13 protein-coding genes and 1 pseudogene are annotated in these 15,256 nt (G+C 62.9%); 8 read left to right on the top strand and 6 right to left on the bottom strand.

The window, feature by feature from the left end:
- Window positions 1-89 precede the first annotated feature (89 nt).
- Entirely contained in the window at window positions 90-788 is a 699-nt protein-coding gene (locus ACSAMP_RS04090; protein ID WP_457799606.1) for a GntR family transcriptional regulator, read from the bottom strand.
- A gap of 545 nt (window positions 789-1,333) precedes the next feature.
- Between ACSAMP_RS04090 and ACSAMP_RS04095 the strand changes: the two genes are divergently transcribed.
- The 6 genes from ACSAMP_RS04095 (at window position 1,334) to ACSAMP_RS04120 (ending at window position 7,276) form a co-directional block, all read left to right on the top strand.
- Window positions 1,334-2,551, top strand: a complete 1,218-nt coding sequence (locus ACSAMP_RS04095) for an aconitase X catalytic domain-containing protein (RefSeq protein WP_457799607.1) — start codon at window positions 1,334-1,336, stop codon at window positions 2,549-2,551.
- Window positions 2,548-2,955, top strand: coding sequence for an aconitase X swivel domain-containing protein (locus tag ACSAMP_RS04100; RefSeq protein ID WP_457799608.1), 408 nt, complete (start codon window positions 2,548-2,550; stop codon window positions 2,953-2,955). The genes ACSAMP_RS04095 and ACSAMP_RS04100 overlap by 4 nt, the downstream gene beginning before the upstream one ends.
- Before the next feature lie 76 nt (window positions 2,956-3,031).
- Window positions 3,032-4,117, top strand: a complete 1,086-nt coding sequence (locus ACSAMP_RS04105; protein WP_457799609.1) for a TRAP transporter substrate-binding protein — start codon at window positions 3,032-3,034, stop codon at window positions 4,115-4,117.
- A gap of 78 nt (window positions 4,118-4,195) precedes the next feature.
- The gene (locus tag ACSAMP_RS04110) at window positions 4,196-4,708 is read left to right on the top strand and encodes a TRAP transporter small permease (RefSeq protein ID WP_457799610.1); all 513 of its coding nucleotides are present in this window, start codon (window positions 4,196-4,198) and stop codon (window positions 4,706-4,708) included.
- On the top strand, window positions 4,709-5,992 hold the full coding sequence (locus ACSAMP_RS04115) for a TRAP transporter large permease (RefSeq protein ID WP_457799611.1): 1,284 nt from the start codon (window positions 4,709-4,711) through the stop codon (window positions 5,990-5,992).
- Between the two features lie 42 nt (window positions 5,993-6,034).
- Window positions 6,035-7,276, top strand: a complete 1,242-nt coding sequence (locus tag ACSAMP_RS04120; protein WP_457799612.1) for a nickel pincer cofactor-dependent isomerase, group 22 — start codon at window positions 6,035-6,037, stop codon at window positions 7,274-7,276.
- Window positions 7,277-7,379: 103 nt separating this feature from the next.
- Here the strand turns inward: ACSAMP_RS04120 and ACSAMP_RS04125 are convergent, their stop codons facing one another.
- The 4 genes and pseudogenes from ACSAMP_RS04125 to ACSAMP_RS04140 all read right to left on the bottom strand — a co-directional run.
- Complete coding sequence (locus ACSAMP_RS04125) at window positions 7,380-8,705, bottom strand: ATP-binding protein (RefSeq protein WP_457799613.1); 1,326 nt, start codon at window positions 8,703-8,705, stop codon at window positions 7,380-7,382.
- A gap of 479 nt (window positions 8,706-9,184) precedes the next feature.
- Window positions 9,185-9,586, bottom strand: coding sequence for an ATP-binding protein (locus ACSAMP_RS04130; RefSeq protein ID WP_457799614.1), 402 nt, complete (start codon window positions 9,584-9,586; stop codon window positions 9,185-9,187).
- The gene (locus ACSAMP_RS04135) at window positions 9,583-10,665 is read right to left on the bottom strand and encodes a metallophosphoesterase family protein (protein WP_457799615.1); all 1,083 of its coding nucleotides are present in this window, start codon (window positions 10,663-10,665) and stop codon (window positions 9,583-9,585) included. Before ACSAMP_RS04135 ends, ACSAMP_RS04130 begins: the two co-directional genes overlap by 4 nt.
- A gap of 232 nt (window positions 10,666-10,897) precedes the next feature.
- Window positions 10,898-11,446, bottom strand: a pseudogene (locus tag ACSAMP_RS04140) (TIGR00282 family metallophosphoesterase); the annotation flags it as partial.
- A 565-nt stretch (window positions 11,447-12,011) separates the two neighbouring features.
- On the opposite strand from ACSAMP_RS04140, the gene ACSAMP_RS04145 reads away from it, so the two are divergent.
- Entirely contained in the window at window positions 12,012-12,365 is a 354-nt protein-coding gene (locus tag ACSAMP_RS04145) for a BlaI/MecI/CopY family transcriptional regulator (protein WP_457799616.1), read from the top strand.
- 2 nt (window positions 12,366-12,367) lie between these two features.
- A complete protein-coding gene (locus ACSAMP_RS04150) occupies window positions 12,368-13,408 on the top strand; it encodes a M56 family metallopeptidase (protein WP_457799617.1) in 1,041 nt (346 codons plus the stop codon).
- A gap of 71 nt (window positions 13,409-13,479) precedes the next feature.
- Here the strand turns inward: ACSAMP_RS04150 and ACSAMP_RS04155 are convergent.
- Window positions 13,480-15,256 (bottom strand): polyribonucleotide nucleotidyltransferase (locus ACSAMP_RS04155; protein ID WP_457799618.1); only part of this gene is annotated, 1,777 nt, incomplete at its 5' end.

Consider the following 15,256-nt stretch of genomic DNA (forward strand, 5'->3'; position numbering starts at 1 on the left):
TTTCAGAAAATCTTTTGTGGGGAGAGACAAAACAGGAAGAACGTGACAGAATATTCCGTTTTTTGCCGGAGAAGACCGGGGGCGGCCCGTTACAGCAGGGGGGAGGAGGCGAGAAAGTCGGCCAGGGACCAGTCCAGGTGGGAGATCAGCTCCTTTTGGATCTTGGGCACGTCCTTCTCTTTTAATATATTGATAAGCTGGATGTGCCGCTGGACGCTGTCCTCCAGGACCAGGCTCTGGCTCTCGGCGGGCTCCTCCGGGCGATAGGACATGGCCTGGATGCGGCGGACGTTGGGGATGATGAGATTCATCATCCGCTCGATATAGTCGTTTTCGCTGCGGTGGACGATGAGCATGTGGAAGCGCCAGTCCACGTCGGCATAGCGGGCCACCTGGACCTGGGGGGACTCCCGCAGCTTTAATAAGGAGAGGAACTGCTTGCGGCTGTGCTCCAGCTCGGCATTTGTTAAGTGGTATACGGCGGTTTTGGCGGCCATGGGTTCTAATACCTTCCGCAGCTCGTAAATATGAAGCAGGTCACCGGCGGTGATGGGCTTGACGCTGGCCCCGATGCCCCGGCGGATGTCCACCAGGCCCTCGTTCTCCAGGGCGGCCAGGGCCTCCCGCACGGGGGTGCGGCTGACGCTGAGCCGCTCGGCCAGATGGGCCTCGCTGAGCAGCTCGCCGGTTTTGATGACGCCGTTGCAGATATCCTCTTTTAAAGAGTGGTAGACGGATTTCATCAGCGTGCCGGAGCGTCCGGCGCGGTTTCGTTCTTTTTGGATCATGGTCGTTTCTCCTTCATAACAACAAACAGGTTGCATACAACCACAACGGAATGGCAGAATGCAGCGGGGTGGGGATCGCTCCTCTTCACCCTCCATTATGAAGAGAAAATAGGAAAAGTCAACCACTATTCAGAAAAACAGGCGTAGAATTTCCCGGCCGGGATGGGCCGCATAGAGACGGAAACAGGCTGGAGCTTTAAAATATTAAGAAATTGTGAAATTCACTAAAATTATAGCGGGTAAAAGCCTGAGAGGGGCCACGAACTGGTAAATCGTATACAGGTGCGATACATGTGGTGAAAAGCGGTGGAGAATAGGTTTTGAAAAATGATAATTTCCCGAAAAAGAAGTAACTTGTATGCCTGGACTTTCATAAAATGAAAGAATTGTGCAAAATAAAGCAGGGATAATACGGGCATTTCAAATTAGAATTGACATATTTCAAGCTGCGAGTATATAATCCTAGCCATAGGTAGTATACAAGTGAAACGAACTGAACATTGAATACTGCTGACAAATTATTTCAGACATGAGAGGTGTGGCGGATGGAATTAACGAGTTATGAGAAAGACATTCTGGCGGGGAAATATGGCGAGGGCATGGCCTATGCCCTGGAGATCCAGTTGGCAATCGGCAACGCCTTTGACGCGGACCGGTTCGTTCCCATCACCAGGACCCACGTGGCCCTGAGCGCCCAGGACGCGGACCTGTGGTTTGCGGAGAAGATGCTCTCCAAGGGAGCCAAGTGCATCATCCCCCCCACGGTGAACCCCAGCATCAACCTGAAATATCTCAACGACCATCTCTTCGAGATCCCCAAGGCGGGCAAGGAGATCGTCAGCGCCACCAACGAGGCCTATCGCAAGCTGGGTGCGCAACTGACCTTTGACTGCACCCCCTACTTACAGCAGAACGTGCCCGCCTTTGGCGAGGTGATCGCCTTCTCCGAGTCCAGTGCCACCCCCTATGTGAACTCGGTCATCGGGGCCCGGACCAACCGGGAGGGCTCTAACAGCGCATTGTGCGCCGCCATCACCGGCGTGGTCCCCCGCTATGGACTGCTGCTGGACGAGAACCGCAAGGCGGAGATCGTGGTGGACGTGCAGGCCAAGGTGGAGACCGACTTTGACTATCAGATCCTGGGCTGGTGCTACCCGGAGAAATATAAGGGCCTGGAGATCCCCGTGTTCCGGGGCATCAAAAAGCGCCCCACCCCCGAGGGCTTTATGAACTTCGGCGCCCAGTTGAACACCTCGGGCTGCGTGTCCATGTATCACATCGAGGGCATCACCCCCGAGGCCCCCACCTTGGAGGCGGCCATCGGCGGCAAGAAGATCAAGGAGACCATCGTCATCACCGACAAAGACCTGGCCGAGACCCGTGAGCGCCTGTGCCGGGAGCCCAAGAAGATCGATTTTGCCATGTTCGGCTGCCCCCACATCACCATCAACCAGGTGGCCACCATCGCCAGAGTGTGCGAGGGGAAGAAGTTCAAGGTGCCGGTGTGGCTGCTGGTGAGCTCCCTGACCAAGGAGCTGGCCGAGCGCATGGGCTATAACGCCATCATCCAGCGAGCCGGCGGCCACATTGTGTCGGACACCTGCATCGACGTGCCCCCCTGCTGGCAGCCCTATTACCACGGCGTGGGCGTGACTGACTCGCCCAAGTGCGCTTATTACAACGAGATCCGGGACATCGAGTTTATCATTCGTCCCATTGAAGAATCTGTCCAGGCGGCCATCGACGGGGAGGTGCTGAAATGAGCAAGGCCTATCATTGCAGTCAGATCACCAAGGGCAAGGTGGACAGCGCCCCGGCCCTGGTGTCTAAAGACGCCATCTGCTTCTATCTGGTGGAGCCGGAGACCGGCGTGGTCAAGGAGCGCAACCACGATGCCTTTGGCAAGTCGGTGGTGGGCAAGGTGCTCATCATGCCCTCGGGCAAGGGCAGCTCCGTGGTCCAGCTGGACGGCCTTTATAAGCTGATGATGCGAAATAACGGCCCGGCGGCCATTGTGGTCCAGGAGGCGGACACCGTTCTGGTGGCCGCGGCGGCGGCCATGGAGATGCCCATGGTCCACCGGGTGGACCCGGAGTTCTTCACCGACGTGGAAAGCGGCATGAACATCGCCCTGGACGTGGAGCAGGGAACCATCACCATCCTGTGAGAGCGAGAGACCAATATTATAAAGGAGCGCATTACTTAACATTTAAAATTGGATAGAAATGAAGGGAGCATGTCTTATGAAAAAGTTTCTGAGTACCTTGCTGGCGGCGGCCATGTGTATCTCTCTGGCGGCCTGTGGCGGAAACAACAGCACCCCCTCCACTTCCGGCGGCGGTTCCGCCTCCTCCGGTGGCTCCGGCAGTGCCGGCGGCTCCGGCTCCGGGTATACCGGAGGCAGCTACAGCATCTCCCTGGGGCATATCTGCTCTGAAAACCACTCCCTGCACCTGGCCAGCCTGAAGTTCAAGGACTTTGTGGAGGAGCAGTCCGGCGGGGCCATCACCGTGGACGTCCACCCCAACGGCGTGCTGGGCGGCGACGAGGCCATGCTGGAGTCGGTGGCCCTGGGCACCCTGACCATGGTGGTCCCCTCCGCCAGCGTGATGAACAACTATGTGGACGCCTTCGGCATCCTGGCCATGCCCTATCTGTTCACCAACACCGACGACGCCTTTGCCGCCGTGGACGGCGAGCTGGGCACCCTGCTGAACCAGAAGCTGGCCGACGCCAACGTGGGCCTGACCAACCTGGGCTATAACTTCAACGGCATCCGCAACATGACCAACAAGGTCCGGCCCATCGAGACCCCCGACGACCTGAAGGGTCTGAAGATGCGCTGCATGTCCAACGAGATGTTCGTGACCATGTTCAAGCTGCTGGGCGCCAACGCCACCCCCATGGCCTGGTCTGAGCTGTTCACCGCCATGCAGCAGGGCACCGTGGACGGCGAGGAGAACCCCGCCTCCCTGATCTATGAGTCCAAGTTCCAGGAAGTTCAGAAGTATCTCAGCACCACCGAGCACATCTATGACTTCTGCACCATCTGCATCAACACCGACTTCTACAACAGCCTGGACGATCAGGCCAAGGCCATTGTGGACGAGGGCGTGAAGACCTATCTGGTGGACTATCAGCGGGAGCTGGAGGTCAGCCAGAATGACGAGTATATCCAGAAGCTGGCCGACGCCGGCATGGAGATCACCTATGTCACTCCCGAGAACAAGGCTCTGTTCGCCGAGAAGGTGGCCCCCATGTATGACGACGCCGCCGAGCAGTTCGGCCAGGACGTGATGGATGCCGTGGCGCCCTATCGCGGACAGTAAGCGAACCGTTCGATTCCATCAGGAGCTGGGTGCGGGTCCCGCACCCAGCCCCTTTTAAAAGACTGAGGTGGATAGCGTATGAAAAAAGTCATTGGCTTCTATAACTCGTTGGAAGCGCACCTTTTGGTGATAAGCCTTGCCTTTACCACCCTGCTGATCTTTGTACAGGTGGTAATGCGTTACGTATTCAACAACTCCCTGTCCTGGAGCGAGGAGCTGGCCCGCTATGTGTTCATCTGGCAGATCTGGCTGGGCACCAGCGTGTCTATGAAGGGCAACGACCATATCCGCATGGATATGCTGTCTAACAAGCTGAAGGGCCGGGGAAAGCTGGTGCTGGCCATCGTGGCCAACGTGATCCTGCTGCTGTTCTGCGTGTTCCTGGTCAAGTATGGCTTTGACCTGGTCATGTCCATGAAGGCCCGGGGCAACAGCTCCACCGCCCTGAAGATCCCCATGTGGATCGTCTATGCCTCCCTGCCCTTCAGCCAGCTTGTGGTGGGTCTGCGGATCATCGGCCAGATCGTCACCTCTGTCAAGGAACTGGGCGGCGGCTCCGGCGAGAGCGAGACAAAGGAGGCTGAGGCATAAATGGACATACTGGTTCTGTTTGGCACCTTTATCCTGCTGGTCATTCTGACCATCCCCATCGGCTATGCCATCGGCATCTCCACGTTGGTGACCCTGGTGTGCTTTACCAACATGCCCCTGGCGCTCATCACCCAGAACGCCATCACCGGCGTGGACTCCTTCCCCCTGATGGCCATCCCCTTCTTCATGCTGGCCGGGAATCTGATGAGCACCGGCGGCGTGGCAAGGCGCATCGTGGACTTCTGCGACACGCTTTTGGGCTGGATCACCGGCGGCCTGGCCATTGTGACCACCCTGGCCTGTATGATCTTTGCGGCCATCTCCGGCTCGGCCATGGCCACCACCTCCGCCATCGGCGGCTTTATGATCCCCGAGATGACCAAGCGGGGCTATGACAAGGCCTTCAGCGCCTCCCTGGCCGCCTCCGCCGGCACCATCGGCGTCATCATTCCTCCCAGCATCCCCTTCGTCATCTATGCCGTGGTCACCAACCAGTCGGTGAGCGACCTGTTCATCGCGGGCATCCTGCCCGGCGTGCTCATGGGCGTGGCCCTGATCGTGGTGTGCGTGATCGTCTCTAAAAAAGAGGGCTATCAGACCACGGGCAAGTGCCCCAGTCTGCGGGACGTGTGGAAGTCCTTTAAGGAGGCCTTCTGGGCCCTGATGACCCCGGTCATCATCCTGGGCGGCATCTATTCCGGCAAGTTTACCCCCACGGAGTCGGCGGTGATCGCGGTGGTATACTGCGTGATCGTCAGCGTGTTCGTATATAAGGAATTCCGGCTGGTGGATGTGTACAAGTCCCTGTACGACAGCATCAACGTCAACGGCATGACCACCTTTATGGTGGGCTTCTCCATGGCCTTTGCCGCCTACCTCACCATGGAAAAAATCCCTGCCCGCATCGCTGGGGCCATCCTGGGCGTGACGGACAACCGGATCTTGCTGCTGCTGCTCATCAACCTGCTGCTGCTGGGCGTGGGCTGTCTCATCGACAACATCCCCGCCACCATCATCCTGTCCCCCATTCTGCTGCCCATCGTCACCAACCTGGGCATGACCCCCATTCAGTTCGGCATTATGCTGACCATGAACCTGGCCATTGGCTTTGTCACCCCGCCCTATGGCATCGACCTGTTCGTGGCCTCGGCTATTTCCAAGGAACCCATGAGCCGCATGATCAAGCCCACCCTGCGCTTTATCCTCTCTCTGTTGGTGGTGCTGATGCTGGTCACCTTTGTGGAGCCGGTGACCATGGGCGTGCTGCACCTGATGGGCAAGTAAATTAAAAGCGTAAATTTAGAAGCGTAATAAGGAGGGAGCGAAATGCCTCTGCTGCTGGAGGAAGACCTGAAGCGCCCGCTGCCAAAGATGTATCGGGTGCGCCAGTCCTTCAACAAAGAACATCTGGAGGACATCGAGGGCACCGTGGCCCGGGAGTTTGCCAAGGCGGAGATCCGCGCCCAGGTAAAGCCCGGTATGCGGGTGGCCCTGGCCGTGGGCAGCCGGGGCATCCGCAACCTGTCCCGCATCGTCAAGTGCGTGGTGGACCAGCTGCTGGCCTTGGGCGCCGAGCCCTTTATCGTGGCCGCCATGGGCAGCCACGGCGGCGGCACCCTGGAGGGGCAGCTGGAGATCTTGCACACCTATGGCATCACCCAGGAGGCCATGGGCATCCCGGTGATCGCCAACAACGACGTGGAGCTGCTGGGCAGCACCAGCCGGGGCATCCAGGTCTATTTCGACAAGCTCTGCCTGGAGCAGGCCGACCTGGTCATCCCCATCAACCGGGTGAAGCTGCACACCGACTTTGTGGACACCATCCAGAGCGGCATGTGCAAGATGCTGGTCATCGGCCTGGGCCACCACAAGGGCTGCACCGCCATCCACAAGGCGGACTTCAGCTATTTCGGCGACACCCTGCGGGAGGCCACCCGGCTGATCCTGTCCCGGGCAAAGGTGGGCTTTGGCGTGGCCATCATGGAAAACGCCTATGACCAGACCCTGCTGGTGGAGGCCGTCCCCGCCGAAAAGATGCTGGAGCGGGAGGCGGAGCTGGTGATGCTCTCCCGAAAGAATATGCCCATCCTCATGATCCCGGACATCGACGTGCTGGTGGTGGAGCAGATCGGCAAGGACATCTCGGGCAACGGCTATGACCCCAATATTCTGGGCAAGAGCTTTCTGCTGAAGGAGTTCGTCCTCCCCGTGCCCAAAATTGGCCGCATGGTGGTGCTGGACGTCTCCCCGGCCTCCCACGGCAGCGCAGTGGGCATCGGCATCTTCGACGTGACCACCCGCAAGCTGTTCGACCAGCTTAACATGGAGGCCATGTATGCCAACGACATCGCCCTGGGCTGTCTGGACGACTGCAAGATCCCCCTGGTGGCCGCCGACGAGGAGGAGGCCATTCGGGTGGCTGTGAAGGTCCTGCAGGACAACGACCCGGAGAAGCTGAAGATCGTCCGCATCCGGGACACCCTCCACATGGAGGAGATCCAGGTGTCGGAGGACCTGCTGGATGTGGTAAAGGCCGACCCCCGACTGGAGCTGTTAGGCCCCGTATAAATCATGTGAGTTCCTCCTTCTTGAAGCAAAGGAGCGGATTTCAACAAGCCAGAAGCCGCCCGCGCAGCAATGCGCGGGCGGCTTCGACGTTTTTATGCAAGGTTCAGGGCAGCGCCAGTTTGGTGACGCCGGGAGTTCCGGTCAGCAGTTCTCCCTCCCGGCGGTGGCAGGTGAAGAGGAGCACCTGCTGGTCCTGGGCGAGTTCTTGGAGCAGGTCCAGAGCCTGACCCAGGCGCTGGTCGTCGAAGGCGGCCAGGGCGTCGTCCAATACGATGGGGGGCTTTTCCGGCAGGCACAGGCGGCACACCGCCAGACGCAGGGCCAGATAGAGCTGGTCCGCCGTGCCCCGGGACAGATACAGGGCACTGCGGGGGGACAGGTCGCCCGCCGTGGCGGCAGAGCCCTCCAGCTCCCGAGTGAAGGACACCCGGCGGTAGCGCTGCCCGGTGAGCCGGGAGAGATACTCCCCGGCCAGCCGGTTCAGGGCGGGGGAAAACCGCTCCTGCAGCCGGGCGTTGGCCTGCTCCAGTGCGGACAGGGCCAGGGTGAGGGCCTGGTGCTCCTGCCGCCGCTGCTCCAGCTGCTGTTGAAGCTGCTCCCGGCGGGCGCACAGGGCGGCTGGGTCGCCCAAAGCGGCCTGACGGCCCAGGGCCTGGTCCAGCGCCTGACGGGCCTGGTCCAGCCGGGCGGCGGCGCGGGTCAAAGCGGGGTCGTCCTGCACGGCGGCTCCCCCCGCCTGCTGGGGCAGGTCGTCCAGCCGGCGGCGGCGCTCGGCCACCCGCTGGCGGGCCAGCTCCGCTTCGTGGTCCAGCCCCAGCGCCCGGGACAGGGCGGCAGATACCCCGAACAGACTGCTGACCTGGGGGGCAAAGGAGCGGGCAAAGCGCAGCAGATCGGCCTGGCTGTTCTCCCGCCGGGCCCGGCGGTCATTCAGAGCTCCCCGGACGGCTTTCAGCTGCTCTGCGGCCTGGTCGGCAGCACGGCGGCGGGCCTGATAGTCCTCCGCCAGGGGCAGCAGAGCGTCGGGGTCACCGACCCCATAGCGGGCCAGAATTTTTTCTCCCCGGTCTTTCAGCCCCCGGGCCTTGCTCCGGCAGACCCCGGAGAAGATCAGGGTCAGCACAAATACGGCTGCTCCGGCGGCCAGGGGCAGGCCAACGGGCTGCTTCTGGACAAAATAACCTGCCGCCCCGCTGCCCGCAGCGGCCAGCAGGCCCAACAGGGGCAGGAGCTTGGCCCACAAGGCTTTCTTTTTGGCGCGGGCCAGACAGCAGCGGTGCTGGTCCAGGTCCTTGTGGACCTGAGCCAGAGCCTCCTCCCCGGTGAGGCCGGGGAAGTGCTGGTCCTGGATGGCGATCTGGGTCTGGACATAGTGGTCCTCCGCCGCCTTGTGGTCGGCCTCGGCCTGGCGGATCTCCTCGTCCAGCACTTTTCAAGTATTGCAGCTCCCCCTGGGCCTGCTTCAGCCGGTCTTTCGGCGGGAGGGGGCCGTATTGCTCCAGCTGCTCCAGCTGCTCCTGGGCCTCGTCCAGGGCGGACCGGGCCTCCTGCCGGGTCTGGTCCAGCTGATTCTGGGCGGCCTGACGGCTGCGGCGGAGGCGGGAGAGGGCGTCGGCCCGCTGCCCCTCTAAGGCCCGGACGGTCTGCTCCAGATGGGCGATCTCCCCGCACAGGGCGGAGCGCTGGGCCAGCTGCTCCTCCACTTGGGAGAGCTCCTGCTCCAGCTTGGGGATCTCTCCCACGCTCTTGTTCACCCGGCGGCGGTTCAGCCACTCCCGCAGGCGGGCCTGGGTCTGGGAGAAAGATACGTCCTCCTGCCCGGAGGAGACCAGGGCGGCGATGCGCCGCTCCAGCTCCGGGGCGGCGGTGACGGACAGGTCGCCCCCGTTCCCCAGAAAGGCGGAGCGCTCAAACACCTCCCGGCCCACGCCGGTGAGCAGCTCCCCGCAGGTGTCGGCGGTGAGGCCGGGCACCGGCTCCTCCGTCCCGGTGTACACGGCGGCAAAGGCGGCGAAGGGCGCGCCGTTTTTGGGGCCCCGGCGGATGGTGATGTTTCGCCCCCGCCCACTCCAGCCCCAGCTCCCCGGCCATGGGGGCCCCGGACCAGGGCTGATAGCGATTTTTCTCCGCCAGGCGGCCCTTCCGGTCCCGTTCCCGGGTGTCGAAGCCATAGAGCATGGCCCGCCAGAAGGCGCACCAGGTGGATTTGCCCCCCTCGTTGGGGGCGTAGATCAGGTTCAGGCCATCCCCCAGCTCCAGCCGGGCGCGGTCCAGCTTGCCGAAGATGGCGGTCATAGATCTGATTTTCATGGGCAGATATCCTCCCCGTTTTCCAGTGCGGCCAGACCGAACCGGGCGGCCAGCTGGCAGATGGGGTCGTCGGGCCGCTGCTGGCACAGCTGCCACATGCGGCTGAGAAACAGCCCCGTCAGGCTGTCCTCGTCACGGCGCTGCCACAGGTCCTGGGGCAGGCGGGTCTCGTCCCGCAGGTCCAGACCATAGAACCGGGGGGAGAGGACGCGCTCCAGGGCGCTCAAGTCGGCGGCGGCGCAGCTGCCGGTGAGAATGATGCGATAGATATCCTCCCCCGTGTCCGGGGGCAGGGCGGCCAGCACGGCGGCCAGGGAATCAGAGCCGGTGACGTCCACCCGGATGTCCTGATACCGGCGGCGGCACAGGGGGACGAACTCCCCCACCACCTGTCCCGGCTGGGCGTGGAGGAGCAGCACGCCCTTCTCCCCCGTCTCGTCAAAGCCCCGGCCCTCGGGACAGCCGGGATAGGCCCAGACGGTCCGCCCCGCCCGCTGCAGGCCGCTGTACTGGTGGACGTGGCCCAGGGCCAGATAGTCCAGGCCGCTGGCGGCGATCTCCTCCTGGGAGATGGGGCCGTAGCCGCTGCCGGGGGCCGTGTCCCCGTGGAGACAGGCCAGCGTCAGCCGTCCGTCCTCCGCCGCCTGAAAGCCGGCCAGGGGGGATTCCGTCTCGTGGGGGGAACAGAAGGCCCGGCCATAGACGGTGCAGTTGAGCTGGGGCAGGTCCACCCCCTCCACAGCGGGGGTGGTGAAGATGTGGACGTTGTCCGGCCAGTCCAGGGTGGCGTACACCGAGGAGGGGCTATAGCAGTCGTGGTTGCCCGGGGCCAGGAACACCGGGCAGGGGATGCCGCCCAATGCCTGGGAGAGGGCCTGGGCCGTCTCCCGATAGACGGTCTCCCCGTCCATCAGGTCGCCGGACAGCAGCACCAGGTCGGCCTGCTTCTCCCGGGCCAGCTGGGCCAGGCGGGTCAGCAGGTCCCGCTGCTCCCCCCGCCGCTGGGCCGCCCGCTCCGGGCTGAGGCCGGAAAAGGGGCTGTCCAGATGGAAGTCCGCCCCGTGAATGATGTTCAGCATGGGCTTCACTCCTGAATATCCGCCCGGCGGACGCCGGTGCAGCGCTTTTTCTCCGTGTCGATGGTGAACAGGCAGGCGTTGAGCTTGCAGTTGCCCTCCGCCTCCTCATACCGCCGGGGCAGGCCGCCCATGAAGAGGTTGATGGAGTTCTCCGGCTTGATGCCCAAAACCGACGGCTGGGGCCGGTCATGCCTAAGTCGGTGACAAAGCCGGTGCCCCGGGGCAGGATCTGGCAGTCGGCGGTGGGCACATGGGTGTGGGTGCCCCACACGGCCTGGACCTTGCCGTCCAGAAACCAGCCCATGGCGCCCTTTTCGCTGGTGGCCTCGGCGTGGAAGTCCAGCAGGGCCAGGTCAAAATCGCCGCCGCGCAGCAGGGTGTTAGCCATTTTAAAGGGGTTGTCCAGGTTGGAGTTCAGCTCCGCCCGGCCCATCAGGTTCAAAACGGCGATGCGCAGCCCCTTGCAGGGGTAGATGCCCATGCCCCGGCCCGGCACCCGCCCGGCGTAGTTGGCGGGGCGGAGGATGCGGGCCTCCTTGTCCAGATAGTCCCCGATCTGAAGCCGGTTCCAGGTGTGGTTGCCCAGGGTGATGACGTCGGCCCCGGCCTCCAGAATGCGCCGGGCCTGGGCGGGGGTGATGCCCACGCCGGAGGCGTTTTCCCCGTTGACCACCACAAAGTTGGCCTCCGTCTCCTGCCGCAGGCCGTCCAGTCGGCGGGAGAGAATGTCCAGGCCGCCCTCGCCCACCACGTCGCCAACGGCCAATATATTCAAAAGCATAGCTGTGTCCTCCTTAAAATCATCCCGCCTGCTGAGCGGGGATAGAGCTATTATAGCCGATTTTTGAGGTGGTGGCAATGTTGGGGAGTTAGGAGTTAGGAGGGAGGAGTGATGAGTGATGAGTGATGAGTGATGAGTTTTAGCCTTCGCCCCGCAGGGGAGAAGGTGGCATGGCGCAGCACCCGCAAGGGGTACGCCGCATTCGTAAGGCAGCAAAGCTGCCAACGACTGCGCAGCCGTGACGGATGAGGGGGACCACGGGGGTGCATCCGCTAACGACGGGCCGACACGGAGGTCGGCCCCTACGGCGTGTCACGATGGCTTTTGTAGGGGCGGACCTCTGTGTCCGCCCGCACGATGACCACTACACCCACGATAGTCACCCTCATCCGGCCCTGCGGGCCACCTTCCCCCTGGGAGGGGGAAGGCTTGGCATCGTGTCATTGCGAGGAGCGAAGCGACGCGGCGATCCGTCCCCCAAAATCGTCTTGACAAACATGGTTTATTCTGATAAACTCGGGCTAGAAGAAAGGTTTATCGCAATAAACTAGAAGGAGGCGATCCCATGGAAAAGCTGTTTGACGGGGAATACAAGCTGATGGAGATCCTGTGGCAGACGGGCGCGGTCCACTCCGCCCAGCTGGTGGAGCTGTGCGCCCAGCGGCTGGGGTGGAACGAGAGCACCACCTATACCGTCCTGCGCCGCCTGAAAAACAAGGGGGCGGTGGACCACCGTGACACGGTGGTCACCCCCCTGCTCACCCGGGAGGCGGCCATCCGGGCGGAGGGGGCGGAACTGGAGCGCCGGGCCGGGGGGCTGTCCCCCTTCCTGGCCGCCTTTTTTGGGGGCAGAAAGCTGACCCCGGCGGAGGCGGAGGAGCTGAAGGAGCTGATCGACCGGACCACATGGGAGGGGTGACTGTGAACGCTGTTTGGAAAACGGGCCTGATGCTGCTTTACGACATGGCCAACATGTATTTCAGCGTGGGCGTGATCACCGCCCTGACCTTTGGGATCATCATTCTGCTGCGTCCCGTGACCAACCCCCTGTTGGAGCCCCGGGACCGGGTGCGGCTGTGGTCCTTCGGGTGGTATTGCAGCTATACCGCCTATATCTGGTGCCTGTATGGCCGAGTGAAAGTGCTGCCCTGGTCTTTCCGGGGACTGCTGCGCCTGCGGCTGGAGGAGCCCAGCCAGACCCCCGCCATCCTGCCCGCCCCCTGGACGGAGGGGGCACAGGACACCCTGGCCCTGCCCGGCGGGGTGAAAATTTTCTGCCCGCTGTCCCAGGGGCAGATGATGGCCATCGGCCTTGTGTGGCTAGGTATGGTGACGGCGGTGCTGGTCTGGAGCACCCGGACGGAGGGCCGCCTGAAATGCCTGGGCCAACAGGGGGAGCGGCTGCCGCCGGAGAGCGTGGCGGAGTTTGGCCTGGACCCCAAGACGGTGGCGGTGCGGCTGTGCGGCGACCTGCCCACCAGCTTTGTCCGCAGGGGCCACGACACGGGGGCGGGGGACGGCGTTCAGCATGTGATCTGCCTGCAAAAAGAACTGCCCCCGGAGCGGATGGCCCTGGTGTTGCGCCACGAGGGGGAACACATCAAAATGCACCACCCCTGGTGGAAGATGGCCAATGCCATCTCCATGGCTCTGTTCTGGTGGAGCCCCCTGCACTGGGCGGCCTATCGCCTGACCAACCGGGACATGGAGCTGGCCTGCGACCGGGCGGTGCTGAACCAGCTGGAGCCGGAGGGGCGGCGGGAGTACGCCCGGATGCTTACCGAGCTTGCCGCCGGGCGGCACCTGTGGGGCAGCGTGTCCGCCTTTGGAGAGTGCGACGCCGCCATCCGCATCCGCCGGGCCGCCGCCTGGAGACCCAAACCGGAGTGGCGACGGGGCCTGTCCCTGATCCTGTCCCTGCTGCTGATCCTGTTCCTGTTCACCGGAGGCTGGGCTGGATAACGAAAGACGCAAAACGCAAAAAGCCGTGAGAGCAGATCGCTCTCACGGCTTTTGTCGCAGCTCAGGGGGAATTACTTGATGGGCTCGCCGGCCTCTTTCTTGGCGCGGATCTCTTTCAGGGCGTCCTTATAGGACAGGTTGACGCGGCCCTTGTCGTCGATGTCGGTGACCTTGACCCAGATCATGTCGCCGATGTTCACCACGTCCTCCACCTTCTCCACCCGGCGGTCAGCCAGCTTGGAGATGTGGACCATGCCGTCCTTGCCGGGGGCCAGCTCCACAAAGGCACCGAACTGGAGAATGCGGACCACCTTGCCATAGTACAGGCCGCCCACCTCGGGGACGAAGACGATGGTCTCGATCATCTTCTTGGCGGCGTCGCAGCTGGCGGCGTCGGGGGAGGCGATGTGGATGGTGCCGTCGTCCTCAATGTCGATCTGGGCGCCGGACTCGGCGGTGATCTTCTGGATGACGGAGCCGCCCTTGCCGATGACCTCGCGGATGCGGTCAGGCTCGATCTTCATGGTGATCATCTTGGGGGCGAAGCGGCTGACCTCGGCCCGGGGGGCGGAGATGCAGGGCAGCATGATCTCGTCCAGGATGGCGAAGCGGGCGTCCCGGGTGATCTCCAGGGCCTCCTTGATGATCTCGTGGGTCAGACCGTCGTTCTTCAGGTCCATCTGGATGGCGGTGATGCCGGACTTGGTGCCGGCCACCTTAAAGTCCATCTCGCCGTGGAAGTCCTCCACGCCCTGGATGTCGATGAAGGTCTGGAAGGAGCCGTCGTCGTCCTGAATGAGGCCGCAGGAGATGCCGGCCACGGGGGCCTTGATGGGCACACCGGCGTCCATCAGGGCCAGAGTGGAGCCGCAGATGGAGCCCTGAGAGGTGGAACCGTTGGAGGACAGCACCTCGCTGACCACGCGGATGGCATAGGGGAACTCGTCCACGCTGGGCAGCACGGGCACCAGAGCGCGCTCGGCCAGAGCGCCGTGGCCGTACTCACGACGGTTGGTGGAACGGGGAGCCTTGGCCTCGCCCACGGAGTAGGGGGGGAAGTTGTAGTGGTGCATATAGCGCTTCTCGTCCTCTTCCCAGATGGTGTCCAGCTTCTGGGCGGCGGACAGGGTGTTCAGGGTGGCCACGGACAGGACCTGGGTCTGGCCGCGGGTGAACAGGCCGGAGCCGTGGACGCGGGGCAGCACGCCCACCTCGGCGGCCAGAGGACGGATCTCGTTCTTGGCGCGGCCATCCACGCGGTGGCCCTCCAGCAGCCAGGCCTTGACGATCTTCTTCTGGAACTTATAGGTGAACTCCTCCAGGTACTGATCCATATCGGGATACTCCTCCAGATACTTCTCGTGCCAGTGGTCGATCATGGCGTTCCAGCGCTCCTCGCGCACGTTCTTGTCGTCGGTGTCCATGGCGGCCTTGGCCTCGTCCATGAACTCGGTGGTGATCTTGTCGAACAGCTCCTGATTGAACTGGGCGTGCTCGTACTCCATCTTGGGCTTGCCGATCTCGGCGACGATCTGGTCGATGAGGTCGATCTGCTTGCGGATCTCCTCGTGGGCCTTCACGATGCCGGCGTACATGATCTCGTCGGGGATCTCGTCGGCACCGGCCTCGATCATGACCACCTTCTCCCGGGTGGCGGCCACGGTGACATCCATGCGGGAGGTCTTGCGCTGCTCCTGGTTGGGGTTCAGGACGATCTGGCCGTCCACATAGCCCACCTCCAGGCAGCCGATGGGGCCGGCGAAGGGGATCTCGGAATAGCTGACGCAGGCGGAAGCGCCGATCATGGCGGCCACCTCGGAGAGCAGTCGTAGTCCACGCTCATCACGG

The sequence above is a fragment of the Flintibacter sp. SJQ-8 genome, from assembly GCF_054108085.1.

Coding starts and splice junctions, on each gene's coding strand:
- ACSAMP_RS04090 (WP_457799606.1), bottom strand. CDS start 788: ATGATCCAAAAAGAACGAAACCGCGCCGGACGCTCCGGCACGCTGATG.
- ACSAMP_RS04095 (WP_457799607.1), top strand. CDS start 1,334: ATGGAATTAACGAGTTATGAGAAAGACATTCTGGCGGGGAAATATGGC.
- ACSAMP_RS04100 (WP_457799608.1), top strand. CDS start 2,548: ATGAGCAAGGCCTATCATTGCAGTCAGATCACCAAGGGCAAGGTGGAC.
- ACSAMP_RS04105 (WP_457799609.1), top strand. CDS start 3,032: ATGAAAAAGTTTCTGAGTACCTTGCTGGCGGCGGCCATGTGTATCTCT.
- ACSAMP_RS04110 (WP_457799610.1), top strand. CDS start 4,196: ATGAAAAAAGTCATTGGCTTCTATAACTCGTTGGAAGCGCACCTTTTG.
- ACSAMP_RS04115 (WP_457799611.1), top strand. CDS start 4,709: ATGGACATACTGGTTCTGTTTGGCACCTTTATCCTGCTGGTCATTCTG.
- ACSAMP_RS04120 (WP_457799612.1), top strand. CDS start 6,035: ATGCCTCTGCTGCTGGAGGAAGACCTGAAGCGCCCGCTGCCAAAGATG.
- ACSAMP_RS04130 (WP_457799614.1), bottom strand. CDS start 9,586: ATGAAAATCAGATCTATGACCGCCATCTTCGGCAAGCTGGACCGCGCC.
- ACSAMP_RS04135 (WP_457799615.1), bottom strand. CDS start 10,665: ATGCTGAACATCATTCACGGGGCGGACTTCCATCTGGACAGCCCCTTT.
- ACSAMP_RS04145 (WP_457799616.1), top strand. CDS start 12,012: ATGGAAAAGCTGTTTGACGGGGAATACAAGCTGATGGAGATCCTGTGG.